The 24,199-nt window shown below is 45.2% G+C and carries 28 protein-coding genes and 2 pseudogenes; 14 read left to right on the forward strand and 16 right to left on the reverse strand.

All coding sequences use genetic code 11. The features are described from left to right. The first annotated feature begins 77 nt into the window (after positions 1–77). The 3 genes from queC to LP107_RS06010 all read left to right on the forward strand — a co-directional run bounded on the left by queC (position 78) and on the right by LP107_RS06010 (position 2,018). Complete coding sequence (gene queC / locus LP107_RS06000) at positions 78–827, forward strand: 7-cyano-7-deazaguanine synthase QueC (RefSeq protein ID WP_078273759.1); 750 nt, start codon at positions 78–80, stop codon at positions 825–827. Between the two features lie 221 nt (positions 828–1,048). Then, the gene (locus LP107_RS06005; RefSeq protein ID WP_420832148.1) at positions 1,049–1,390 is read left to right on the forward strand and encodes a DMT family transporter; all 342 of its coding nucleotides are present in this window, start codon (positions 1,049–1,051) and stop codon (positions 1,388–1,390) included. Between the two features lie 40 nt (positions 1,391–1,430). Then, the gene (locus tag LP107_RS06010; protein WP_078273757.1) at positions 1,431–2,018 is read left to right on the forward strand and encodes a TetR/AcrR family transcriptional regulator; all 588 of its coding nucleotides are present in this window, start codon (positions 1,431–1,433) and stop codon (positions 2,016–2,018) included. A 144-nt stretch (positions 2,019–2,162) separates the two neighbouring features. Here the strand turns inward: LP107_RS06010 and LP107_RS06015 are convergent, their stop codons facing one another. Further along, on the reverse strand, positions 2,163–2,720 hold the full coding sequence (locus LP107_RS06015) for a hypothetical protein (protein ID WP_264675880.1): 558 nt from the start codon (positions 2,718–2,720) through the stop codon (positions 2,163–2,165). Between the two features lie 152 nt (positions 2,721–2,872). After that, positions 2,873–4,186 carry an NCS2 family permease gene (locus tag LP107_RS06020; RefSeq protein ID WP_078273755.1) on the reverse strand — a complete coding sequence of 438 codons (1,314 nt, stop codon included), beginning with the start codon at positions 4,184–4,186 and terminating at the stop codon, positions 2,873–2,875. Positions 4,187–4,386: 200 nt separating this feature from the next. Here LP107_RS06020 and LP107_RS06025 point away from each other — a divergent pair, with 200 nt between their 5' ends. The 9 genes and pseudogenes from LP107_RS06025 to LP107_RS06065 all read left to right on the forward strand — a co-directional run bounded on the left by LP107_RS06025 (position 4,387) and on the right by LP107_RS06065 (position 14,489). Continuing rightward, complete coding sequence (locus tag LP107_RS06025) at positions 4,387–4,884, forward strand: peroxiredoxin (RefSeq protein WP_410173919.1); 498 nt, start codon at positions 4,387–4,389, stop codon at positions 4,882–4,884. Next, a complete protein-coding gene (locus tag LP107_RS06030; RefSeq protein WP_112742335.1) occupies positions 4,881–6,089 on the forward strand; it encodes a glycosyltransferase in 1,209 nt (402 codons plus the stop codon). The genes LP107_RS06025 and LP107_RS06030 overlap by 4 nt, the downstream gene beginning before the upstream one ends. A gap of 151 nt (positions 6,090–6,240) precedes the next feature. After that, entirely contained in the window at positions 6,241–6,930 is a 690-nt protein-coding gene (locus LP107_RS06035; RefSeq protein WP_264675879.1) for a YidX family protein, read from the forward strand. Positions 6,931–7,076: 146 nt separating this feature from the next. Further along, positions 7,077–7,706 (forward strand): MarC family protein, encoded by a 630-nt coding sequence (locus LP107_RS06040; RefSeq protein WP_029102168.1) that lies wholly within the window; start codon positions 7,077–7,079, stop codon positions 7,704–7,706. A 77-nt stretch (positions 7,707–7,783) separates the two neighbouring features. Then, the gene (locus LP107_RS06045) at positions 7,784–8,275 is read left to right on the forward strand and encodes a DUF1345 domain-containing protein (RefSeq protein ID WP_158079625.1); all 492 of its coding nucleotides are present in this window, start codon (positions 7,784–7,786) and stop codon (positions 8,273–8,275) included. Continuing rightward, positions 8,163–8,510: pseudogene (locus tag LP107_RS06050) on the forward strand (DUF1345 domain-containing protein). Before LP107_RS06045 ends, LP107_RS06050 begins: the two are co-directional and overlap by 113 nt. A gap of 110 nt (positions 8,511–8,620) precedes the next feature. Further along, positions 8,621–10,444: a SurA N-terminal domain-containing protein gene (locus LP107_RS06055; RefSeq protein WP_228157687.1), complete on the forward strand. Its 1,824-nt coding sequence runs from the start codon at positions 8,621–8,623 to the stop codon at positions 10,442–10,444. A gap of 63 nt (positions 10,445–10,507) precedes the next feature. Beyond that, positions 10,508–14,035, forward strand: a complete 3,528-nt coding sequence (gene mfd / locus LP107_RS06060; protein WP_078273748.1) for a transcription-repair coupling factor — start codon at positions 10,508–10,510, stop codon at positions 14,033–14,035. Between the two features lies 1 nt (position 14,036). Next, a complete protein-coding gene (locus tag LP107_RS06065; protein ID WP_078273747.1) occupies positions 14,037–14,489 on the forward strand; it encodes a hypothetical protein in 453 nt (150 codons plus the stop codon). 96 nt (positions 14,490–14,585) lie between these two features. On the opposite strand, the gene LP107_RS06070 is transcribed toward LP107_RS06065, so the two are convergent. The 3 genes and pseudogenes from LP107_RS06070 to LP107_RS14595 all read right to left on the reverse strand — a co-directional run bounded on the left by LP107_RS06070 (position 14,586) and on the right by LP107_RS14595 (position 15,690). Beyond that, positions 14,586–14,834 (reverse strand): hypothetical protein, encoded by a 249-nt coding sequence (locus LP107_RS06070; RefSeq protein WP_264675878.1) that lies wholly within the window; start codon positions 14,832–14,834, stop codon positions 14,586–14,588. Between the two features lie 294 nt (positions 14,835–15,128). Then, positions 15,129–15,371 (reverse strand): annotated as a pseudogene (locus LP107_RS14590) (IS1 family transposase); the annotation flags it as partial. Further along, a complete protein-coding gene (locus LP107_RS14595; protein WP_476737693.1) occupies positions 15,352–15,690 on the reverse strand; it encodes a transposase-like zinc-binding domain-containing protein in 339 nt (112 codons plus the stop codon). The gene LP107_RS14595 and the pseudogene LP107_RS14590, both read right to left, overlap by 20 nt. A 60-nt stretch (positions 15,691–15,750) precedes the next feature. Here LP107_RS14595 and LP107_RS06080 point away from each other — a divergent pair, with 60 nt between their 5' ends. Both LP107_RS06080 and LP107_RS06085 read left to right on the forward strand, forming a co-directional pair. Continuing rightward, entirely contained in the window at positions 15,751–15,939 is a 189-nt protein-coding gene (locus tag LP107_RS06080; protein WP_143821739.1) for a hypothetical protein, read from the forward strand. Between the two features lie 33 nt (positions 15,940–15,972). Then, positions 15,973–16,584, forward strand: a complete 612-nt coding sequence (locus LP107_RS06085) for a manganese efflux pump MntP (RefSeq protein WP_078275139.1) — start codon at positions 15,973–15,975, stop codon at positions 16,582–16,584. A gap of 253 nt (positions 16,585–16,837) precedes the next feature. Here LP107_RS06085 and LP107_RS06090 read toward each other — a convergent pair whose 3' ends face one another. From LP107_RS06090 to LP107_RS06140, 11 genes are all read right to left on the reverse strand, one after another. Continuing rightward, positions 16,838–17,476: a hypothetical protein gene (locus LP107_RS06090; protein WP_078275137.1), complete on the reverse strand. Its 639-nt coding sequence runs from the start codon at positions 17,474–17,476 to the stop codon at positions 16,838–16,840. 5 nt (positions 17,477–17,481) lie between these two features. Then, positions 17,482–17,703 carry a hypothetical protein gene (locus tag LP107_RS06095; protein ID WP_264682826.1) on the reverse strand — a complete coding sequence of 74 codons (222 nt, stop codon included), beginning with the start codon at positions 17,701–17,703 and terminating at the stop codon, positions 17,482–17,484. A gap of 72 nt (positions 17,704–17,775) precedes the next feature. Then, positions 17,776–18,000 (reverse strand): DUF2190 family protein, encoded by a 225-nt coding sequence (locus LP107_RS06100; protein WP_078274935.1) that lies wholly within the window; start codon positions 17,998–18,000, stop codon positions 17,776–17,778. A gap of 58 nt (positions 18,001–18,058) precedes the next feature. Next, positions 18,059–19,888, reverse strand: a complete 1,830-nt coding sequence (locus LP107_RS06105; RefSeq protein ID WP_078274936.1) for a hypothetical protein — start codon at positions 19,886–19,888, stop codon at positions 18,059–18,061. Then, positions 19,876–20,220 carry a hypothetical protein gene (locus LP107_RS06110; protein WP_078274937.1) on the reverse strand — a complete coding sequence of 115 codons (345 nt, stop codon included), beginning with the start codon at positions 20,218–20,220 and terminating at the stop codon, positions 19,876–19,878. Before LP107_RS06110 ends, LP107_RS06105 begins: the two co-directional genes overlap by 13 nt. Continuing rightward, positions 20,221–21,027: a hypothetical protein gene (locus LP107_RS06115; protein ID WP_112741850.1), complete on the reverse strand. Its 807-nt coding sequence runs from the start codon at positions 21,025–21,027 to the stop codon at positions 20,221–20,223. 53 nt (positions 21,028–21,080) lie between these two features. Next, positions 21,081–22,313, reverse strand: a complete 1,233-nt coding sequence (locus LP107_RS06120; protein ID WP_264675876.1) for a hypothetical protein — start codon at positions 22,311–22,313, stop codon at positions 21,081–21,083. A gap of 79 nt (positions 22,314–22,392) precedes the next feature. After that, on the reverse strand, positions 22,393–22,515 hold the full coding sequence (locus LP107_RS06125) for a hypothetical protein (RefSeq protein ID WP_264675875.1): 123 nt from the start codon (positions 22,513–22,515) through the stop codon (positions 22,393–22,395). Positions 22,516–22,562: 47 nt separating this feature from the next. Next, positions 22,563–22,946: a gp16 family protein gene (locus tag LP107_RS06130; RefSeq protein WP_264675874.1), complete on the reverse strand. Its 384-nt coding sequence runs from the start codon at positions 22,944–22,946 to the stop codon at positions 22,563–22,565. A gap of 11 nt (positions 22,947–22,957) precedes the next feature. Further along, complete coding sequence (locus LP107_RS06135) at positions 22,958–23,833, reverse strand: AAA family ATPase (RefSeq protein ID WP_264675873.1); 876 nt, start codon at positions 23,831–23,833, stop codon at positions 22,958–22,960. Then, positions 23,830–24,177, reverse strand: a complete 348-nt coding sequence (locus LP107_RS06140) for a hypothetical protein (protein ID WP_264675872.1) — start codon at positions 24,175–24,177, stop codon at positions 23,830–23,832. Before LP107_RS06140 ends, LP107_RS06135 begins: the two co-directional genes overlap by 4 nt. Positions 24,178–24,199: the final 22 nt, after the last annotated feature.

The raw sequence follows: 24,199 nt of genomic DNA on the forward strand, positions 1-24,199 counted from the left end.
CACCCTATTAAAATTGAACGATTTTTTGAATTTTATGCTAAAATTGACTGCTTGATTCTTTGCATGGTTTGTAGTTCATGACGACATTTTGCCCCGATAACAATAACCTTAACATTCCCCATTCTGATGATTTTGCCCGCCAAAAAGCGGTCGTTTTGCTCTCAGGGGGGCTTGACTCCACCACTTGTCTGTATTGGGCGAAAGCGGTTTTTAAAGAGATTACCGCCATCAGTTTTCGCTACGGGCAGCGGCATTCAAGCGAGCTTGCGTTTTCATCCGCCATCGCCCAAACACTTGGCGTGTCACACCGTATCATTGACATTGATATCGCTCAGCTTGGCGGTTCGGCATTGACCGACACCAGCATTGATGTGCCTGATTATCAAGCGGACAGTGATGCTGTGCCTGTCACCTACGTCCCTGCTCGTAACACCATTTTTCTATCCTATGCCCTAGCCGTGGCAGAAGTGACCGAAGCCTGTGCCATCATCATCGGGGTAAGTTCGGTTGATTTCTCGGGCTATCCTGACTGCCGAGACGATTACATTCGTGCCTTTGAGACCATGGCAAATCTTGCCACCGTGGCAGGGCGAGCAGGCAGACGCCTATCCATCATCGCTCCCTTGCAGCACTTATCCAAGGCCGAGACCCTAACGCTTGGGCTATCACTGGGTGTGGATTATGCCCAAACCGTGTCATGCTACCGTGCCGATAGTGACGGGCGAGCCTGTGGCGAGTGCGACAGCTGCGTGCTACGTCATCAAGGCTTTGTGCAGGCAGGTGTTCCTGACCCCACCCGTTATCAAAATAAACCAACGCAAGGATAAACCCCATTCTCAATTTTTTATAAGTGCTTGATTTATCAAGGGGCAAATTGAAATTCGCCCCTTGTATATCCAAACTAATCATAGACAATCGATAAGTTACCATTTTAAGTTGAGAATGAAGCAAGGATAAATTAAAAAACTTGCATTTGGTCATGGCTTCTTGTAAAATATAAAAGACCGACCAGTCGGTTTTATTTATCATGTTTAACATTTAAATCATCATGCAACTCTCTATCGCTTACGCCCTGCTCGCCCTTGCCATCATCAGCGAAGTGACAGGCTTGACTTTTTTGGCAAAATCAGACGGATTTAGCAAACTCATCCCCATCTGTATCACGCTGACCTGTTTTGCCATCGCTTTTTATTTGCTGTCTCATGTCGTCAGGGCCATTCCCCTTGGCATGACCTATGCCATTTGGTCGGGCGTGGGCATTGTCTTGACCGCCTTGATTGGCATATTTATCCTAAAACAGCCCTTAGACACGCCTGCCATCATCGGCATGGCTTTTATTGTAGCGGGTGTGGTGATTATGAATGTCTTTTCATCCGCCACCGCTCATTAGCTTTCAAAATTATTTTTTATTTTAACCCCAAGAGATTCTCATGAACGACTTATTTAACACCAACACTCCCACGCCTGCACCTGATGACAAAACCAACAAACGCAAAAACAACCCCGAGCTGTTACGCCACACCATCCTAGTCTGTGCCAAAAATCTCATGCTAGATGTCGGCATTGGCAATCTGTCCATGCAAAAAGTGGCGGACATGGCAGGCACGAGCAAAGGCGGACTGTTTCATCATTTCAAATCCAAAGACGAACTCATCACCAGCGTGGCAGAGCTGTTCATCGCCCAAATCAATACCGCCATATTAGCCGACATGAACGCACACCCCACCGAGATGGGAGTGTTTACCAAAGCCTATGTGCGGGTAATGTTTGACAACCAAGAGATTGGACTACAAAGCGACTGGGCGGGACTTATCCGAGCGATGACCGCTGACAGCCAGATGAATGAGTTGTGGATAAATTGGTTTGCCCAAAAAATCAAAACCCACGCAAGCACCGACAGCGACCCACGTCTGTCCATCATACGCTGTGCTGTGGACGGGGCGTGGCTCAATAACATTCCCCATGACGAACTGCCTGCCATGCGAACGTATCTGCTGGCATTGGCAGATGATGTTTAGCCAAATCTTTAAAATCATGACAAGCTCAATGATATGCGAACGGTAAGAATAAAACCATTAAAAAAGGGCGTGATGAACACGCCCTCACAAGCTCGTGACAAATATCAAGCTCGTTAGCCATAAAGCCAAAATCAGACAAACCCATCAACCCAACGATACCGCCACATCATAATTGGCAAATACATCAGTGAGCTTTTTGATCTCATCATCATTATCATGAACCAGTAGAAAAAAGGCATTTTCATGCGAGCCAAGCTCCACCAATTTTAGCCCATGCCCTGCTAATTGTTCATTAAAATAGTTAAAAAACAGCTCACGCATGGCTTCAAATCGTGCCATCTGTTTTTGTATCATGGCATCAAACATCATGTTAATGTCAGTACCATCAAAATCATCTTCATCATCGTCATCGCCACATATTTGGGCATAATGCTCCAAAAACTCATCTTCAATGGCAATGCCACGCTGTTTTATCAAAGCGAATTTGTCAAAATCCAAATAAGGCTCTTTCCACTCCATGTATTCCATAAATTGCCCATCGGCAGGGGTTTGATAGTTATTATCGCTGTCCCAACCCAGCACAGGAAACAGCACATCCGCCACCAAATCACATTCGCCATCATAACCAATGCCATCTAGTAACGATATCGGCACACTTGCACACTGCTGTAATACTTCTTTGATGTCGGTCAAATCAGACATAAATTTACTCCCAGTTAATATTTAAAAACGATTCTGATTGTAGCATAGCAAATAAAGCTTGTAAATCCATCAAACCATTAATACTATTAATAACACCAACAAAAAACCATTCACCGCATGGCAAATGGTTTTTGTTGTGACCGCACCCAAATCTAAATGGCATAACCCAACGCATAGAACGCCACCAAGACAATGGCAATGATGACCGTACCGATGTTAAGCTTTTTAAACTCACCAGAGATGACACGACCCAGCACGAGCGAGCCAAAGCCTAACATGATACCTGTAACAATGTTCGCAGTCAAAACAATAAACACCGCACAAATAAGTCCGCTCATCGCCTCCACAAAGTCATCAAAATTCAGTTTTGAGACGTTACTTAGCATGAGTAGTCCCACATACATGAGTGCAGGGGCGGTGGCATAGTTTGGCACCAAAAATGCCAATGGCTGAAAGAACAGCATGAGCAAGAACAGACCGCCCACGACCACTGCTGTCAGCCCCGTTTTACCACCGACTGCCGTACCTGCCGCCGACTCGATGTATACCGCCGCAGGGGCGGTACCGAACACACCCGACATGAGTGATGACACCGAGTCTGCCGTGAGAGCCTTACCGCCACCCACGATTTGCCCGTCTTTGTCAATGAGACCCGCCTGCCCCGCCACCGCACGAATCGTCCCTGTGGCATCAAACACCGCCGTCATGACAAGGGCAAACACCGCAGGCAACACCGCCGCATTTAATGCCCCCATGATATCCATCGCCCCAAACAGCGACTCATCGCCAAAACTTGGTAGTTTAAAAATAGAACCGCCAAATTTGACATTCGGGTCAAAAATCAGCCCGATGATGGTAATGGCGATAATCACCCATAGGATACCGCCCTTGACCTGACGTTTTTCAAGACCGACAATCGCCGCCAGACCGATGAGCGACATGATGACCCCAAAGGAGGTAAACTCGCCCATCTTGACAGGCAGTCCTGCATCATTTTTGATGACAAGCCCCACGCCATTGGCAGCGATGAGTAGCAAAAATAAGCCAATGCCAATCCCCGCGCCATGAGCGATAGAACTGGGTAGGTTCTTTAAAATCCACGCCCGAATGCCTGTGACCGATATCAGCGTAAACAGCAACCCCATTAAAAAAATCGCCCCTAAGGCGACAGGAATGCTAATGCCTTGACCCAGCACCAAGCTAAATGCGGTAAATGCCGTCAAGCTAATGGCACAGCCGATTGCCATTGGCACATTGGCAAATACGCCAATCAAAATAGAACCAAACCCTGCCACCAAACACGTGGCGATAAAGACCGACTCGGCAGGAAAGCCAGCATCAGCGAGCATCCCCGGCACGACAATCACTGAATACACCATCGCCAAAAACGTGGTCAAGCCTGCGATGACTTCTTGGCGTACCGTTGAGCCACGTTCATTGATGTTAAAAAAAGAAAGCAAAGACATAAATCGCCTTATCTTAAATTGCTCAAAAAATAGCGGATAATTTTACCGTATAATTACAATTTTTACAAATATTAACGAAAATTTTTTTATGACATATGCCTTGTTTTATGATTGGTAATTTAGGCGATTTTTGGGTAAAATAGGCGGATTATCTTATTATCTCTTACCCTACTTAAATTCTTAAATTGCAAAATACCATCATGAAAAATTCCCAAGAAAATATCCGCCTACCCAACTTTCATGTTCATCTGGTGCGTCAGCATGATGATGACTTTATCAATGAAGACATTGATTTGGCAGAGTATATTGGCACCTATGGCAAAGGCTTGATTTTGTATTTTTATCCCAAAGACAACACCCAAGGATGTAGCGTGCAGGCGAGCGACTTTACCGTCTTGTCTGATGAGTTTGCCAAACTTGGCTATGTGGTGCTTGGTGTGTCTCGTGATAGCGTACGCTCGCATCAGAATTTCATCAGCAAAAAAGAGCTGGGTATTGGGCTTATCAGCGACCCTGATGAGGTGCTGTGCCAGCATTTTGATGTCATCAAAGAAAAAATGATGTACGGCAAAACCCACCTAGGCGTGGTGCGTTCGACGTTCGTGTTTGACAAAACAGGGAAGATGGTCGCAAGTTTTCGCAACGTCAAAGCCAAAGAACACGCCAACGCTCTACTGGACTTTTTAAAAAATCTATGAAAGTCATGCACTTATCATCATCGTTAAAGCACGATGAATCCGAACGGGGTATTTTTGCCATCACGCATGCCCTATCCAAAGCAGGGCATGAATCCGTAGTCATCGGCTCTGCCACCACCGATGATGAGCTTGTACTTCGCCTGCTTCGTGATGACACTGAGTATTATCGCATTCCCATGGCAAAAAAATCGTGGCTGTCATTGGTACACGTCCTAAAACTTAGACGACTCATCAGCGAACACGAACCTGACATCGTCCACGTCCATTCTCGCACGCCTGCATGGGTGCTACATTGGGCAATCCGTCCGCTACCTAACGACAAAAAACCCAAAATCGTGGCGACCATCTATGGCTTTTATCCATTTAACAACTACGGCAAAGCCCTGTTTTTCTCTGACGTCATCATCAGTGCGTCTCGCAGTATTGACAAATATCTCAAAGAAAAACTCGCCATCAAAAAAGAAGAATACAACATCCAAGAATTCCCCTTTAAAATCGTCTGCGTCCGCCGTGGCGTGGACACTCGAAAATACCCCTATCGCCATCATGCATCCGTGCATTGGCTTCATGGCGTGTTTGCCGAATATCCCGAACTTGAACACAAAAAATGGCTCGTATTTCCCACACCTGTCGGACATGAATACGGTCAAGACTGGCTTGTGGATATTTTGGGCAACTTACAAGAAAAATTCCCAAACATCCACGCCATCATCATGGAAGATGATTTGGCAAACGCCACCGACCAAGACGTCGCCCACGAAGAGTTTGTCCAACGTCTGCACGCTTTGGGACTAAATAGCCGTGTGACGTTCATCGGACGGCGACCCCCTGACATGAAAGAATGGCTGTCATCTGCCAATGTGGTGCTTGCCCTTGCCGAACGCCCCGAGAGTATTGGCATTACCGCTATTCAAGCGATACATCTTGGCACGCCTGTCATCGGTTGGGCAAGGGGGGCATTTTCCGACATCCTACAAGCCACTTACCCCCAAGGACTGGTCAAAGAAGAAACTGCCCTTGCTCTGTGCAAAAACGTCAAATTCCACCTACAAAACAAAACTCGCCCCCCAATGACGCACGAATACACCATCGAGCAGATGACTGCTGAGACTTTGGCGGTGTATCAGTCGCTTGTGCCAGACTGTCATTTGGTTGATAAAGATAGACATGATAATCTGGTCTGTGTCAAAGCCGAAAGTGCTTAAAAATCATGGTCTTACAAGTTATTTTTGCACGGAGCGTTTACAGGCGTTTTAAAATTATTTATAATCGGTTTTGTAGATTATTTGGTTTTATAAAAATAATCTACCTTTTTATTGGTTATATAAGGCTGTTTTATGAAAAAACTAAGCAAGCTTGGTTAAAATCGCCCTAACATCTGTCCTATCAGCAACCCTGCTGTCAGGCTGTGCAACCAGTGCATTGTTAGAAAAGGACTCAGGCGGTACTTATACCACCACCCAAAAGAGGGTACTAACCAATGACGTCGTTGTGGCATTTGGTAAGCCATCATTAAAGCTACCCAACATCCCATCGGATGCGGTCGTGATTGTCGGTCAGCGTAACAGTTATGTGTTGGTTGAAGGCGGGACTCGCTTCAACAATCTCATCACTCGCCTTGATCCACGCCATATCAGCCTTACCAAAGGCTTGGACTTTTATTCTGCCAATAATGACGGCAGTTTTACCGGTGAACTTGCCTTTAGATACACCAAGTTAAAAGCCGAAGTGACCAACGAAGAGCTAAACTTCTTTTTGCAAAATGGTGTCAAAGAATGCACCAATCACAGCGAATCGAATCTTGGGGCTCAAAGCTACTGCTTTGATATTCCCCTAAAAGGTCATACCTATCCTGCCGTGAGCAATCAGTCCAGCCTAAAAGCACTGAGTAAAGCCTACCCTGTCACCATCTACACCAACGAGCAAACCACGGCTTACCGTGAAGGGCAAAGCAGTTCTGTTGAAAAACTGGTGCTGTTTCCTTTCGCCGCCGCTTTTGATGTAGTCACCTTGCCACTGCAAATCATCGGGCAAATTTTTGACTGATATTAAAGTTTATGGTTGATAAATAGGACGTATTTGGGTGCGTCCTATTTTTGTGGATAATTGCTCTGTGATGATTGCCATAGGAAAAACATAGAAGTCATGATAAAATACGCCTTTTGCCATGACAATGACATCAAGGATATCTTGTGGATACCGAACTCATCAAAATCATTCTTGCCTTTGTGGTGCTCATAAATCCGTTTAGTGCCTTGGGGCTTTTTTTAAACCTAACCAAAGGTTATCCTGCCAAAGACCGCCAAAAAGTCGCCCAAATCGCCTGTGTGACGGTGTTTATTGGCATTGTCTTTTTTACCATTTTAGGTGAAAGCCTGCTAAAAGTACTGGGCATTTCGGTGGGGTCGTTTCAGGTAGCAGGTGGGATTTTGGTATTCTTGATTGCCATTAACATGATGAATGGCGGTGGCAACCCTGTCAAGCCTAACGAAGAAGAAGTGGAAGTTAGCTCATCCTTGACAGCGTCAGCGGTTGTACCCCTTGCCATCCCGATGATGATAGGGCCAGGCGGTATCTCAACGGTCATCATTTATTCCAGCCAAGTCAAAGGCGTGTTTGAAGTAGGCATGATTTTGGCGGCGGGGCTGTGCATTAGTGTGTTTTGTTATGCATCACTCATGGCGGCAGGTAAAATCAGTCGCTTTTTGGGTGATACAGGGCTTAACATCCTAAGTCGTATTATGGGCATGCTACTTGCGGCGGTGGCGATTGAGATTTTGATTAATGGACTTAGAACCTTATTTCCACAGCTGATGAGCTAAGCACGCTACAAAAAGCAAACATGACAAAACAAGGCTTGTGTTATAATTTTTGGCTTTTTGCTTGTTTGAACACACCCATGCCAATATTTAACATCAAAACTCCCAAAAAAGGCACCTTGCTTTATAAAATCTATGACTTTTTTCGGGATAACATCAACCTTGTTATCTCAATCATTGTCGCTATTTGTGTGTATTTTTCTTTGTCTGATGTGCGTTTTTTAAAGCGGTTTGTGCCAAGCATTAACATGGAGACGGTGTATTTGTTGGCGTGGGACAGCTTTTTGGTGGCGTATTTGCTACTGGCACTTAGAATGTTCATTACAACGAACTCCGAAGACATCAAAAAACGAGTTCATGAGCAGTATGAACGCAAACGCATCATGCTTATTTTGATACTAATCACGTCTTTTATTAGTATGATTGCCATTATTAATGAGATGCGTATCAGTGCTCAGTATGAAGGTTGGCTCTTCCACCTTACATCTTTGCATCACTTTTGGTACGCTCATTGTCTCATGGTTGTTTATCCATACTTTATTTGCCTTGTATTATGCCCATGGTTATTATGATGCCACTCATGACGATAAATATCCGCTTGATTTTCCTTATGAAAACAACCCTGATTATTGAGATTTTTTGTATTTTGCGTTGGGTATTGGGGCGACAGGGGGCGTGCCTGATGTCTCATTTACCAGTAAAAAACTCCGTCGTGTGGGGACGTTTCATAGTGTATTGTCCTTTTTCTTTAATACGGCAGTGTTGTCGCTTGTGATGGAAATGATGGGGTCGCTGGTTTCGCCATAAAATGATTTAATGTGATGAAATGGGTGTGAAAATTGGTAGAGAATTTTGCCAAAATGTTGTATCATAAAGAGTTTTTTTATGATTTTAAAAAGTGATGTATTATGGAAAAAATGCGTAATTTTATGCAGAGTTGGGCGGGTAAGGCGGTGCTTGTCATCACCCTTATTCCTATGGCATTTTTGGGTGTGCAGTCATTTAGCGGTGGTGGGCAGATTGCCCCCAACCAAATCGTCAAAGTGGGCGATACTGCCATTGATACCACAACCTTTCAGTCAGAAGTCAATAACTATCGGGCTCGCCTGCTTGAACAAGTGGACGGCAGTCTGATTAATGATAAAGCCCTAAATGATGAAGTGCTAGACAGCATGATTGACAGGGCGTTGTTAGAAAACCAAGCTCAGTTTTTTGGTATGACGGTCTCTGATGATGCCATTACTCGTCTACTGCAAGCTGACCCGACTTTCCATGATGCTAACGGCAAATTCTCTAATGATGTGTTTGCTCAGTATTTACAGAGCCGTGGCATGACCAAGGACATGCTCTTTACCATGTTTCGCACGCAGTTGTCGCTACGACAGCTCACGAGCAGTATTTTGGGAACAGCTGTTTATCCTGACAGCCAAATCAGTCGCTTGATAGACCTGCAAACCCAAAGTCGTGAAGCGTGGGTGGTGCGTTACAACTGGCAGGATTTTGCCGATAAAGTGACGGTTAGCCCTGCTGAGATTGAGGCTTATTATAACGCCAATAAAAAAGACATGATTCAGTCGCCAAGCGTGGATTTGGCTTATGTCACTCTAAGCGATGCTGACATTAAAATGGATGCTGTGAGCGAAGATGAGATTCGTGCAGAATATCAAGCCAGCCTACAAGGTCAGGGCGACGGCAGACAGTTGTCGCATATTCTCTTGACGGGAGATAATGCCGAGCATCGTGCCAAAGACATCAAAGCAAAACTGGACGCAGGCGAGTCTTTTGAAGCACTTGCTAAAGCACATTCGGATGACCCCACAGGCGAGAGCGGTGGCGACATCGGAAGCTATAACCCTGCCTTTTTTGGCGACAGTAGCAGTGCTGTAGAGAATGCCATCAGTGGGCTGACAGCAGGGGGTGTGAGCGAGCCTGTGCAGACAGGGTTTGGTTATCACATCTTTAAAGTCACCAAAATGGGCGATGCCCCAAGCCTTGATAGCATGCGTGACGAGCTAACCAAACGAGCGACCGAGCGTAAACGTGCCAATGCCATGAATGAGATGATTACCAAAATCAACACCATGGCGACCGACAGTATGGGCATTAGTGACATCGCCCAAGAGACGGGACTGACCGCCCGTAGCATTAAAGGCTATACCAAGGACAATAACACCAGCGAGCTGTCCGCTCCTGTGGTGGTGTCGGCAGCCTTTGACGACTTTGCCATCAGCGACCAGTCGGTCAGTCCCAACATCACCCTCGCTGACAAAACGGTGTGGGTACAGCCGACCAACTACCAAGATGCCAGAGAGCTGACATTGGCAGAAGCGAGTGAGCAAATCAAGGTGACTCTAACCAAACAAAAAGCCATCAAACTTGCCCTAGACACAGCCAATGCTCGTGCCAAAGAAGACCCAGCGACCCTTACCAAGTCTGCCCAGCGTCTGGGCGTGGTTACTCGCCAAAGCCCAGAGCTACTGCCTGCCGAGCGTGCCAGTCTGTTTGTACATAACAAAGACGGCATGAGTGCTTGGGTAGTAGAGACGGACGCAGGGGCGAGTGTCATGGTGGGCGATAAAGCCCAAAGCACGGCAACCGCCCAAATCTCGGATGCAGAACGTCTGTCAGCCTCACAAATCATCCGTGATAATGTCGGTCAAGACCAACTCCAAGATTATTTACACTACTTGCGTGATACCAAAGAAGTGCAAATCAACGAACAAGCCATGTCTGGACACTAAGACAAACATAATACCAAAAACCCATATGCCAAATATGGGTTTTTCATTAGACGAGTCATGTTAATGATAAATATCAATACCCCCACTCATAAGCCTAACTTTCACACCCACTTTACCACCCAAGCGGACACAAGTTTTGCCCTGTGGCTTGCTACCCTTGCCAAAGACAGCACGGATTTAACCTTAGTCATTTGCCAATCCCAAAGCGAGTTGCAACGCCTTGCCGATGAACTGCACTTTTTTGGCATATCCGCCCATGTGTTTGCCGATTATGAGACGCTTGTTTATGACAATCTGTCGGTACACCAAGACATTATTTCCGAGCGGATTGACCTTTTGACGCATATGCCAACAAGTGGCGTGCTACTGGTGAGCGTGCAGACACTCATGCAAAAAATCACACCGCCAAGCTATCTTTTGGGGCGGTTTTTTGATTTGAATGTGGGCGATACCTTTGATATAGAGCATGAGCGTGAACGCCTTGCCAAGGCGGGCTACAAGGCGGTGGATAACGTCTATATGGCGGGCGAATTTGCCGTGCGTGGGAGTATTGTGGATATTTTTGCGGTGGGGCAAGCCTTGCCGTTTCGTTTGGAATTATTTGACGATGAGATAGAAACGATTAAATTTTTTAATCCTGATACTCAGCGAACTGTTACCGACGAAGAGCTTGATAAGCTCAAAAAGGACGGCGTATTTGACGACAAAACCGTCCCAACTTCGCCCAAAGTGGCAAGTTTTCGCCTACTGCCTGCCCGTGAATTTGACTTAGACGACAAAGAGACGTTCCGCCAAAATTTTGCCAGCCTATTCCCCAATGCGTCCGCTCGCAAGGTGGAATTTTATAATGATGTCATGAATGGCATACAGCCGTCTGGGGTGGAGTATTACGCACCGCTATTTTTTGATTTGCATGAATGGCAGACGACAGGCACGCTGTTTCATTATTTGCCCAAAAATACACTGGTTGTCTGTGATGACAATTTGTCCGCTCATCATCACGACTTTTGGGAGCAGGTAAACGCACGCTATCATTCTCGGGCGTTTGATAAGGACGTGCCAATCCTGCCCCCTGATTATTTGTATTTGCCAAGCAATGAATTTTTTCAAGCCTTAAAAGTGTATCCAAGGGCAGTATTTGGCAATAAAGAAAATTCACTTTCCTTATTTCGCCAATTTACCGCCCACACCGTCCCCAATTTGCCAATCAATCATCAAAAAGACGAACCCTTGGGCGAGTTTTTGGACTTTGTGAGGGCGTGCGATGAGCCTATTTTATTGGTGTGCGAAAGTGCAGGTCGCCGTGAGATTATTTTAGAATTATTAAAAGGCAAACTTGACAGCGACACGGTGGCGGATTTTGGTGAGTTTTTGGCAAATTTGGATAAATTTACCCACAAAATTGCCTTAACTGTTGCCCCGATAGAGCGTGGATTATGGCTAAAAAATAAGAAAAATCAAGGCTTTTGTGTCATTAGCGAAACCCAAATTTTTGGGCGAGTGGTCGCCACCACCAAACGCAAACGCCAAAATGCCTTATCGCAAGCCTTTTTGATAAAGTCGGTAAGCGAGATGACCGAGGGGTCGCTTGTCGTGCATTTGTCTTATGGCATTGGGCGGTATCAGGGGCTTGTCGTGCTTGACGTGGGTGAGGGCGAGCAGGAATTTATCCATATCAAATATGCCGATGATGCCAACGTCTATGTGCCGATTACCAATCTTGCTTTAATTGGGCGGTATAGCGGTACCGATAGCGAGGCGGTGCAGTTGTCAAAACTTGGCTCGGGCAAGTGGGACAAGGCACGCCAAAAGACCTTGACTGACATTTATGACGTGGCGGCGGAGCTGTTGAATGTGCAGGCTCGCCGTAACGCCAAGCAGGGCATTAGTTTTGACATTGACATGGCAAGTTATGAGCTGTTTGCCAGTGGGTTTGCCTATGACGAAACGCCTGACCAGCAAAGTGCCATTGAAGCGGTGATGTTTGACATGAAACAGACTAAGCCCATGGATAGGCTTATCTGTGGTGATGTGGGTTTTGGCAAGACGGAGGTCGCCATGCGGTCGGCATTCATTGCGGTGCAGGCAGGTTATCAAGTGGCGGTGCTTGTGCCAACTACGCTACTGGCGGGGCAACACGAGGACAGTTTTAAGGACAGATTTGCCGATTGGGCGATTAAGATTGAAAGCCTGTCTCGTTTTGTCGGTAAAAAAGCCCAAGATAAAGTGCTTGCTGATCTGGCAGACGGTAAGGTGGATATTGTCATCGGTACGCACCGAATTTTGCAAGATGATGTTAAATTTAAAAATCTAGGCTTGATGATAATTGACGAAGAGCATCGTTTTGGCGTACGCCATAAAGAAAAAATCAAAGCCATACAAGCGGACGTGGATACGCTCACGATGACCGCTACGCCCATTCCACGCACGCTGAACATGGCTTTGTCTGGTATGCAGGACATTTCTATCATTGCCACACCGCCAGCCAGAAGGCTTGCCATTAAAACTTTTGTCGCTGAAAAAAACGAGCAGACAACCAAAGATGCGATTTTGCGTGAGATTTTGCGTGGGGGGCAGGTGTACTATTTGCACAATGATGTGGCGAGCATTGACACGGCGGCGGAGAACTTGTCCGAGCTTATCCCTGAGGTGCGTGTGGGCGTGGCTCATGGGCAAATGGCGGAAAAAGAACTCCACGATGTCATGAGTGATTTTTATCACAAAAAAACGAACGTGCTTGTTGCCAGTACCATTATTGAGACAGGCATTGACGTGCCAAATGCCAATACGATTATCATCAACCGAGCCGATAAGTTTGGACTTGCCCAGTTGCACCAACTGCGTGGTCGAGTGGGGCGGTCTCATCATCAGGCGTATTGTTATTTGTTTGTGCCGTCCATTAAGGGGCTGACGGCTGATGCCAAAAAACGCCTTGATGCCATTAGCCGAGCCAATACGCTTGGGGCAGGGTTTATGCTGGCGAGCGAAGATTTGGAGATTCGTGGGGCGGGCGAGATTTTGGGCAAGGAGCAGTCGGGCAATATGCAGACCATTGGTTTTGGGCTGTATATGGATATGCTAGAACGTGCCACAAAGGCGATAAAATCGGGTAATACGCCAAGCCTTGCCACACCGCTTGACTTGGTGAGTGATATCAACATTCATGCGTCCGCCTTGATACCGAGCGATTATTTGGCGGACGTGCATGAGAGGCTTTTGTGCTATAAGCGTATCGCCAATGCCGAGACGGTGGACGAGCTAAATGAGATGCGTGCCGAGATGATAGACCGTTTTGGGGCGATGCCAACCGCCCTTGCCAATTTGTTTTTGGTACACAAAATGCGAGTGCAAAGCATACCGCTTGGCATTAGCAAAATTGACGTAACCGCCTACGGACTTAGTATGGAGTTTAAGGCGGACACGCCTGTGGACGGTTTGGCGATTATCAAGCTCATTCAGTCTAATGACGGCTATCGCATGAACGGGGCGACGGGTATAAAATACACCTTTAAAGACGAAAAAGACGTGGTGGGGCGAACCAATGCGGTGTTTGAGCTGTTAAAATATTTGGGAGGTCATTTGGTTGAATGAGATGTTAATCATCAAAGAAAGTCTATCGCGACTACTTGCATCTATCTTTTGGCTTGTTGTGGCATGGGTGTTTGTAATTGGGATATTGTGGATAGCCTATGTTGGTATCGTTAGGTTTGATCCAGATATCATTGCAAATACTATCTTTTTGGTGCCGATTGCTTTATGGATATTGTATTTATTGATTAAGCATATTGATTATTGTTTTGGCTTGTTTGATTTTTTAATCAAAAATCCTTACCTAAATATCGAAGATGATGGCATAACCATTTATCATTATGAGATAAATACCAAACCTGTTTTTATTCATTGGTCTGACATCAAGGTTGCCTTTGCCAAACAGGATTTGCAAGGTAATCATTTTAATATTAAAAATGCCAAGAATGAGAGCGAGAATAAAAAGCTATTGATTTATACAAAGGCAGTTAATTTATCAAGGGGTAGCATTATTTGATTGTTTATGCCAAATATCTGATGAGATTAATATTATAAGACAAGAAAAATATCCGTCAATCATTAAAGACTTATCCGATGATGTATTATATGAATATTATGACGAACTAAGCAATAACAAAGCATTTTTTTTGCCAGTTATAGAGCAATCCAAACAGGCGACAAATAATAGGTATCTTGACCATAAAGAATGGCGATTGGTTGAGCCGATTGCCTTTCCCATGTTGTGTGCAGTGGTTGCGTTCATTTGCTTTTTTCTGGGTACGACATTTCCGATGAGTGCCTTATCAAAAAAAGGCGTGTCTTTGGCAAATATCGCTCCTAATTTATTTTTTGCCAGTATCATGATTTTAATGAGGCTGATTTTTTTTAAGATATTTTTAAAGTTTATATTATCATTGGGAAAATATGCATCAAAATAGCGTTAGATAATGACGGTATTTATATTTATCAACATAATACACGCTCAAAAGAGATGTTATATATCGCTTGGGAGCAGGTTTTTCAAGCAAGAAGTAGATATCATAGACATTGTTGTTATGTGGATATTGATGTATTTGTTTATGCTGATGATGTGCATACAGTAACCATAAATATCAGAGTGGATAGTTTATTTCCCGGCTCTAGCCCAAAAAGTATGCTACACCCACCCATGGTTGATATAATGAAACACCAAGTCAAATGCTTTAAGATGATTGGTTAGGTTTTTAGAGAAACAACACGTTTTTCTAAATGCTCGCCTAACAAAGGCTCTAAGCCTTGTGTTGTTGCCTTCAATACCAACGGTAAAGCGTTTGCCCACTTGTTTGATAGAGTGCTTAAAAGCAACAAGAAAGCTGTCCCAATCATCACAAGCAATTTTGTTAAAACTCATACCTAAACTCATCTATCTTTAAGGTATTGTAATGCTTTTGTCTTGGTTTGATTTGGTGATTACTGTTTGCAAGCACGCTAAATACTTTACCCTTACTGACTTGTTCAAGTATCACAATGTCAGCAATACGACAACCACAAGCTGACATTAAGCGTATTTTGTCATTGATGTAAGATTGACAACCTTTGTCAGTAAGCTGTAAATGATGAACAAACTGTCTATGACAATCTTTGCAAAAATAGCTCTGTTTGCCATAGCTTTCTATGCCATTTTTCTTTATACTAACCGACAGGCAACTTGTGCAAGTAATGGTAATTTGTGTCTTCATAACCGTAAATTACCAACTTTTGTGCAAGTTGTCTTTTTAGTTTTTGTTATAGCATACTTTTTGGATTACTACCTATTTCCCATGTTGTCATCAGATTATAAACAAAAAGCCAAAGATATATCCACGACAATCAATTGGTATGTCCATTTGTTAGCCACTCACCAACATACTCGCTATTTATCGCATTCGGTGGCTGATGTAGGTGGTTATGGGCGATATTCGTTTTTTGATATGGTGGATTATGAGTAGGACTGGCTTTGATATGCTAAGATTGGATAAATTATGAACATATTCACACTTACCACCCTGTCCTTTGGCATGGCAATGGATGCCTTTGCGGTGGCAGTGGCAAAAGGGGCAAGCGAGCAACGCCCACGCCTATGGCAGGCAGTGCAGGGCGGGCTGTTCTTTGGGGTGGTGGAAGGGTTGGCTCCGTTTATCGGTTATTGCTTGGGTAAGGCTACTGAGAGTTGGGTGCAAACCTTTGATCATTGGGTTGCCTTTGGATTGCTTGGGGCGTTGGGCGTACGGTTTATCTGTGGAGCGGTGTGTTATGATGAACAAGCAGATAAGCAAACCAATGAACAACAAGCCGAGCAACAGGATAAGCAAGAACAGACAAGTATTTCAAACATCGCCCTAATGTTCATCACCGCCATTGCTACAAGCATTGATTCGGTGGTGGTGGGCGTGTCGCTGGCGTTCTTGGACGTGAACATCGTTTTGGCGTGCGTACTGATAGGGTTTGCCACGACCATTATGGCGACAGGTGGACTGTATCTTGGCAACCGCTTGGGGGCGAGCTTTGGGAATTATGCCATGGGCGTGGGCGGGGTGGTGCTAATTGGCATTGGCGTGTTTATTTTGGGGATACACTTGGCGGAGCATGGTTGAGTTACCCATTAATCATCTGATTGCTTTTTATTTTTCTGTTTTTTAACTACTTCGCTAACGAGTAGATATAGTCCAAAGATCCAAAATAATCCACTTAATGCCAAAAGTGGATACTGTAGCCATGCTGGAAGCCTGCTTATGTCGGCACCTGCATAGCTAGTATTTGATATTAGTAAAAATGACAAAGAGAACCAAAATATCTTGTTCATAAATTTTACCTTTTCGTTTTAATGTTGCAGTTTTTGGGTATTGGTTATTGTTCTAATTCTGCCACCAAGCGATGATTTTCATCAATAGTGTCTTTAAAGAAAATACCAATATTCTCATCTGTTTGGCAGGTTAGTTTAATATCATTGTTTTCTGCACTAAAATACCCTGTATCTTTATTTGTAACTTGTAATATAATTGGTTCGCTATTTAAATCACCTGATGAGAATAGTTGTAAAACTAATTCTTTTGTATCATCAGGTAATTCATCAAGAGTTTCTAATGTTTTCTCTGTGAGTAGAAAGTCTTTTTGGTTTCCATTGATTGAAAGTTCTTGATGGTCGTAAGATAAATTACCTGTGCTTTTATAAATGAATGCAATGCCTTCATTATTTGCCTTGGATATTGACGTGTAGTTTATACTGTTTGTACTGTTGTTTGCAGACTCTGTGTCTGCATAAAAGTTATAAAATCCAACGATTTCGCCAACAACTTCACCATTTTCTATGAGTTTTTGGGTGCAATGCCAACCACTTGGTATAAATGGATGTGGTGTTAATCCTTGAAATTTTGGTGCAAGATGGTCTGGAGTGTATGTTGATTTCTGTTCACAGCCGAACAACATTATGCTACTTACGGCAAAAATCATTGAAAGGGTGGTTGTTTTTATATTGAGTTTAAACATGGATATTACTCCTTATAAATCCAAAGGCATAATATGCCTTTAAAAAAGCCTTTATAAATGGTGTAAAATACACCAAAAAAGCCAGCTAATGCAAATATTTTTCCTATTGATATAAGAATTAACGATAAAATAAGTACAATAACCGCAACAGAGATGTTTTTTCTTGCTGTTCGCCGTTTTTCTACTGCACTATGTAAAATCGCAAAAATATCTGCATAAAATCGCAAAAATATCTGCATAAAGAAAACTCAATTATGCAGATATTTTTATCACAGTATGCAGATATTAATCTAACAAACTTACACCCCAAACTCCCCTCGCTCCCCCTGCGGAGCTTGCCCTGTGATTTCATGAGTCTGTCGGTCATAATAGACCATATCGCCCACCTCTGCCTGTCCGTTTAGCACGACAAACACCCCACCGAGTGTCTGCCCGACCACCACGCCTTGCCCCTTTTGACCTGTGATTTGTGCCACGCCTTTGGGTGTGGCAAAGAGCTTGCTAAATGTTTGATATAAATTCATTTTTTTTGCCTTTGAATTATTGACTTTTTAGAGCATTAATGTATAATATAATCGGCTATTAATTTCCCATATACCTATCAAGCCCTACCACCTGCCAAATGGTCGGCACGCCATTTTCCACCTTGACCTGCACCTCAACACTGACCACCACTGCCTTATAACCGCCGTCATCGTTGATTTGCCAAACATCGCCCACCACCGCAAGGGGCAAGCCGTATTTATCCGCCCAACGTGTCGTTACCGTCATGTCCATGTGCGTGCCTGATTCTGACAGTATTTGCACGCCTTTGGCAATGGTGGCGATTTGGTCGGTCAATAGCTCGTCAGACTGTGTGGGTGCCTCTGTCATGCGTGCCGACTGTCTGCGATAGACGTTATCAAGACGGCTTGTACTGGTCAGCCACACATTATCATAAAGAGGACTTACTCTTTGTTGCTCACTGATGCTTTTTACAGGGTCAAGAGCAAGGATTAAAGCAGGTTCAGCCGTGGCAAGCTTCCACGCAGGCACTTTGTAGCGAGGTTTAATGACAAGGCTTGGCTCGTGCGGATGCGAATACACAAACGCCCCACACGCCTCTGCCACATCATGTATTACCCCCATCGGGGTTTTGTCGGTACTATATACCCCTTTTTTAATCAGCCAATCAGGGGCTTGATATTCTGCCGTCATGCCTGTATTTACCATCGCACTCATGATAAGCTGACTGGCGTAGAGGGCTTGATTTAACCCGCCTTGTTTATTTGTCGCATAGTCTGCTGACAGGCGAGCGGTAACACTTCGTCCTGATAACGTGTAGCTGTGATTGACAAATGAGCGGTTTTTGCTAAGCTCCTCAGCAATGATGACAAAGCGGTGGTTGTTAATGACCACGCTAATCATCGGCTCATTACCACGGCTGCCTAGCTTGTCTTTGATTTTATCAAAGTCTTTGGTGGGGATTTCAATTTGTCCTTGCCAACAAAAGCTGTCCATGTCGGTCTTAATGCTAAATGACAAGGGATTGACATTGACCCCACCGATGGTTGCAGTGATGGTATTATGCACGATATAAGCTCCTAAATTGGGGGTGGCAGTCGGTGGTAAGTCATGCCAACAAATAAGCGGTAGGGGCAAGGCACCCGCAGGGTGCTCGCCTCGTTTGCGTCTTAAAGCCAGTGGCAGGCGGTCAGATGGTGGTCTGATACGACAATACGAGACGGGCTTGTCAGGCTCAGGCTCTGGCACAGGATAATAACGACATGGCACAGGAGTGCTGTGGGTTATCGTGTGTGTGCTAGGGCGAGCAATCAGCGTACTGCCTGCTTGGTGGGTGTTATCGCCAAATAGTCCTGCCACGTCTGATAAATTGCCCTGCGTACCGCCCTGCAAATAGCCCTTAGCCCCATATTTGACAAGATTACAACTAAACAGTCCCACACCATCGCTCACGCTGATGTGATGAGCGTGGTGAAGTGCCATGAGAGCTTGCCATGTGTGCTGATAGACACTGCCAATCAGATAAGGCGTACCCATAGCACTATCTGCCCCACTAGCAACAGGGGCAAAATGACGAGTAGACATATCACGCCCATAAGCCATTGTTAGCGTATCACCATACACCACACTATACGCCCGTGCCACCTCATCACTTGCTATACTCACTTGTCTGCCCATATTCACGCCCTGTGGGTCAGATATTAGGCTATCAAACTCTGCCATGACAGGGTTTTGTCTTTTTGGGGTTGGGTCAGTGGGCTTAGGTGTTGGGTCAATCGGTGTTGGCAAGACCACATCCAGCGTGCTTAACTTACGATTTAGGGTAAGCGGTAAGCGGTCGGACGGTGGTCTGTCGCTTATCCGCCGTGTCAGTGGCAAGGGCAATTTATCACGGGTCAGGTCTGCCATGACTGCCACAGTTCCATTTGCTCGGCTTGGGTTTTGTCGCTCATGGGGGTTACATAATCCCAAGTGGCAGGTTCGTAACGCTCCACCCCATCGGATGGGGGCAGGTCTCGTGCCATGATGAGATACTGCTGATTTGGGTCAAGATTGTTAATCAGATAATGCCCGTTGTCAAGACTGTAAAAGCGTGAATGCACCGACAAATCCATATTAAACACCACCATTTCACGGCGGGCAGGGACACCGCCCACTGTTACAATACCGTCATTATCCCCTGCGATGTAGCCCACATTAGGTAGGGCAAGAGCCACATCTGCTTTGCTGTGTACTTGCATTTAGTACTCCCAGTAGTCTAAGTAAATCATCACCCCAAAGCTATAATTGGCTTGGTAATAACTATTTGTACCATTGACCACATATATATACAACACAGGTCTGCCTTGATATTCGGTGATCTGAATATCCGTTGGCAAAGTCAGACTGTTTTGTATCAGTAAGGCGGGCTGAGAGCCGAGCAATGCCCCATCTTGTCGCCAAAAGACATCAGAGACTAGGCTAACCAAGAAGTCTTTTTTGAGCGATTTTACTAAGTCATAGCCATTAGATAAGATACGGGCGTTGGTATAGTTGCCAATTTTAAGACTGCCTAAAAAGCTGTTGTAACTAGAACTTGATAAGTTCCCAATATTTAGCCGTACAAAGTTAATATTATTATCATTAATCGCTGATTTAATGAGACCCAAATACCCCACTTGGCTCATGCCATTTGTGGTAATGACAAAATACACACCGAGTTCGCAGACTAACATTGTCCAGCTTGGATTTCTGGCGTGTGATTTTTGTGTGTTGCTAGGCCATTGCGATACCTTATTTGTGCCATTATAATAATAAGGCTTATATGCCGAATTATCCTCCTCCACACCAAACTTGTCCATCATGATGTTCGGACTGATAAAATCACACGAATGGTCGGTTTCGTTGTCAAGCATAAATCCTGCCCCTGCCTTATTACCGTAGCCTGTTACCAGACAGGCTTTCCACACGCTTTTATAATCGCCCATCGCCCCTGTGAGCTGTGGGGCTTGTAGGTCGGTGGATTGGTAGAGTTTGGGGGTTAGGGTGATGGGATTTAAATAGCTCATAAATTATCCTTTAAAGCTTGATTAATTAACATTAAAATACACTTAAAACCGCTTTAAATCTCGGTCGTATCGCCAAACAACACCTGCGTATAGCCGTCTGACCCCTTAGGGTTGTCCGCTGACGGCTGGACGGCACAGATGACCCACACAGGTAGCAGTGTCCCCCACGTGTTAAACCGTACCACTTCTTGCACGCTCCACGGCGTGTCAGCCCCAAAGGCTTGTTTGGGTATGGTAAAGTAGGGCTTTTTGGTGGACGGATTGATTGGGGCTAAGTCTTGTAAGGTGTCGGTTTTTAGCACAAAGCCGAGTGTTTGCCCGTACAGCTCAAACTGTGAGCTACTGGTAAACTTAATCAGCCATTTCTCGTCTATCGCCCCATCATCGGTCAAGACAATGGGATAATCTTTGACATTTAAGCGGTTTAATGGCTCGTCGCCAATGCGGGTGTCTTGCCACACATTCGTCCAGTTTCTTTGGGTAAATGGCACGGAAGCTCGCACTTGCAAATTACCGCCGATGAGTACGCTTGCCACATAAGTGTCCTCCAACGGATAATCCCGTTTGGTCGGAAATATCAGGGTCAGCGTACCGTCAATGTCTACGCTGTGTATGCGGTTTCGCTCCTCCCACGTGCAAGTGGCAAATAAGGGCAGAGCATAATCGGACAAATCGAGCGGACTTGTCCATGTGATACTGCCCGCCTCCAAATCATAATCCCACAGCTCGGCATTGACCGCCTTGCCTGTACTGTCGGTAATACACAGGCGGTCTAAGTCGGTGCGGTCAAGTTGTATCGTTTGACCTGCCTTGTGAGCCGAGCCGAGTGTTTGTTTTAGGCTGTTGGTGATAAGGATAGTATCGCCACGGCGGAAGATAGGTACACGTCCGTCTTGGGGCAGCCTGACGGTGTCAATGCGTATGGTGGTGCTATCGACAGGCAGATAAGAGTAAGCCACGGTACTGTATGTAATGGACGAGCTAAACACATGAGCAGGCTTAAAGATTTGTCCGTCCACGACCGCATCAGCGTTATACCAGCTCTCACTCTCGTGGCCGTCAGCGTTTACCCATTTGCCAAATTTGACACTTGCCAAACCATACTCCACGTCCACCAATCCTAAGATGTACTCACTGTCAAACTCGCCTTTGGCATTGGCGGTGGCAGAGATTTTTTTGCCATCTAGGGTGGTTGCCGAGATGGTCAGCGATGAGGGACGAATGGGGGCGGACGGCGTGATAAAACTGATGGAGTCGGTACGACCTGCACTGACGCTCGTGGTCAAAGATTGCACCGACACTGCCCCAATGGGGTCAGAGAGTATCAGCTCGCCTGTACTATAATCAATGCTTCCCTTTCATCAGTTACCCCTGCTGTCTTGTATTTGCTAAATTTTCTGCTACAATATTGGCAAGGGTTCGTCTGCCCTGTCCGCCCAAGTCTGCCAACTTGGGTTTTTTATTTGTCTGCCGTTTGGCTATTGGCATGGCGTTTTTGATAGACCGAGAGAGCTTGTAAGACTTTGTACATCTGCTCAGTGGTTAACCATGTCACCAGCTCTTTTGCCAAACATTTTTTTAGCCATGCCATGAGCATAGTGCCAATGCAGTCCACGGTCGGTAAGTATCGCCTCTATCTTGTCTAACATGGGCTGTTTGTCCGCTGTCGTGGTTGGACGTCTGCCATGGTCTGTTTGCGTTTTGGCGGTCTGCTTGGGGGTAAAACCAAGTCGTTTTAAGTCCATAACCACCGCTTTTAGCTCATTTAGATTCATCCCTTTACAGCTTGTCTTGCCTGTTACCCGTTCTAGCACATCACGGTAAGTCGCATCATCAAGGGCAAGCTCTTTTTTGGCGATATGGATTTTGGCGATAAGAGACTTCTTATCATCTTTGATTTTTGGGGTGTTTTTGCTCATCTTTTTGCTCCTTACCCAATCAACACCTTAGACGCTTTTTCAATCACCACTTCATCAATCAATACACCACTTTGGCTGGCAATCTGCTCCGCCCCCTTAATCAGTTTGGACAGACGGCGGGCGTTGCCTTTGGCGTGGTTGATAAGGAGCTTGTTAAATTTATCCGTACCCAAAGATGAGCTTGCCAGTTTGCCAATGTCGTCATCGCCAAGCACATTGCCCAAATCACACACCCACTCCACACGGCTGTACAGTTGGCGAAATTCAAGCGATTTGCCTTGTAGGTTGGCTTTTAGGCGGGGCATACCTGCCAAAATCACGCCCACCCCTGTCAAATCGTGCAAGTTTCTGATGATTTCTAGGCATTTGTAATTCAGCTGTTCGGCTTCGTCCACGATGATAAGGCGAGATGAGCCAGCCAATTTGCCCACAAGGGCGTTAAAATTGTCGTTGTTGTTTCTGCTGGCGGTCAGTCCGAGCTTTTGGCACAGCTCATTTAACAACACTTTTACACTAAAAGTTGGATTAACACGGATTAGCACCACATTTTCAACCAACTTGGCATACTCAGCAATGGCACGGCTTTTGCCAAGCCCCGCTTCGCCAATCACAAGGCGAATGCTGTGATAGGTATGAGCCTTTTTGCAAGTGTCCAGCACCAAGTTTGCCCCCAAAGTTCTGACAAAGCCGTCTTTAATATCAGTTTGGCTGTCTGCCACTCGCTCCGTCAGCTCTTTAATTTTCTTTTCTAGGGTCTCTGTATCACCTTCGTATTTGCCTTGCAAATATTGGCTAATGGTAGTGGGCGACACCCCAAGCTGGCTTGCGACTTTGGCTTGCGATAAGCCGTATTCTTTTTGGTAGGCTTTTAACAGTTCAATGCTCATTTTTGCTCCTTGTTGGCAGGTTGGTCTTGTGGGATTTGACTTTGTCTTTCAACTTGTCCCCGTTCTTGTGGGGTTTTGGTATTATCATCAGATGGTTCGTTAAGTTCGCCAAATTGAGCTTGATATTGAGCAAGTTTTGCTTCCAGCAGGTCAATTTTTGCCAAATTTTGTTGGACGGTTTGGCTAAACATTTCATCAATGACAAGGTTATAAGCCGACAACTCGCCAATCTCCTCATCTTTTCGGACAATTTGCCCAAGGAGCGTCCAATTTTCGCTTTGTACCGTTTTCAAACGCTTAATCAACGCTTTTTTGGACAACTTTTTCAATTCTTTGCACTTCATAAAATACCCCTTAAAGGTTGGT

The sequence above is a fragment of the Moraxella bovis genome (genome assembly GCF_025985205.1).
Taxonomy (GTDB): Bacteria; Pseudomonadota; Gammaproteobacteria; order Pseudomonadales; family Moraxellaceae; genus Moraxella; species Moraxella bovis.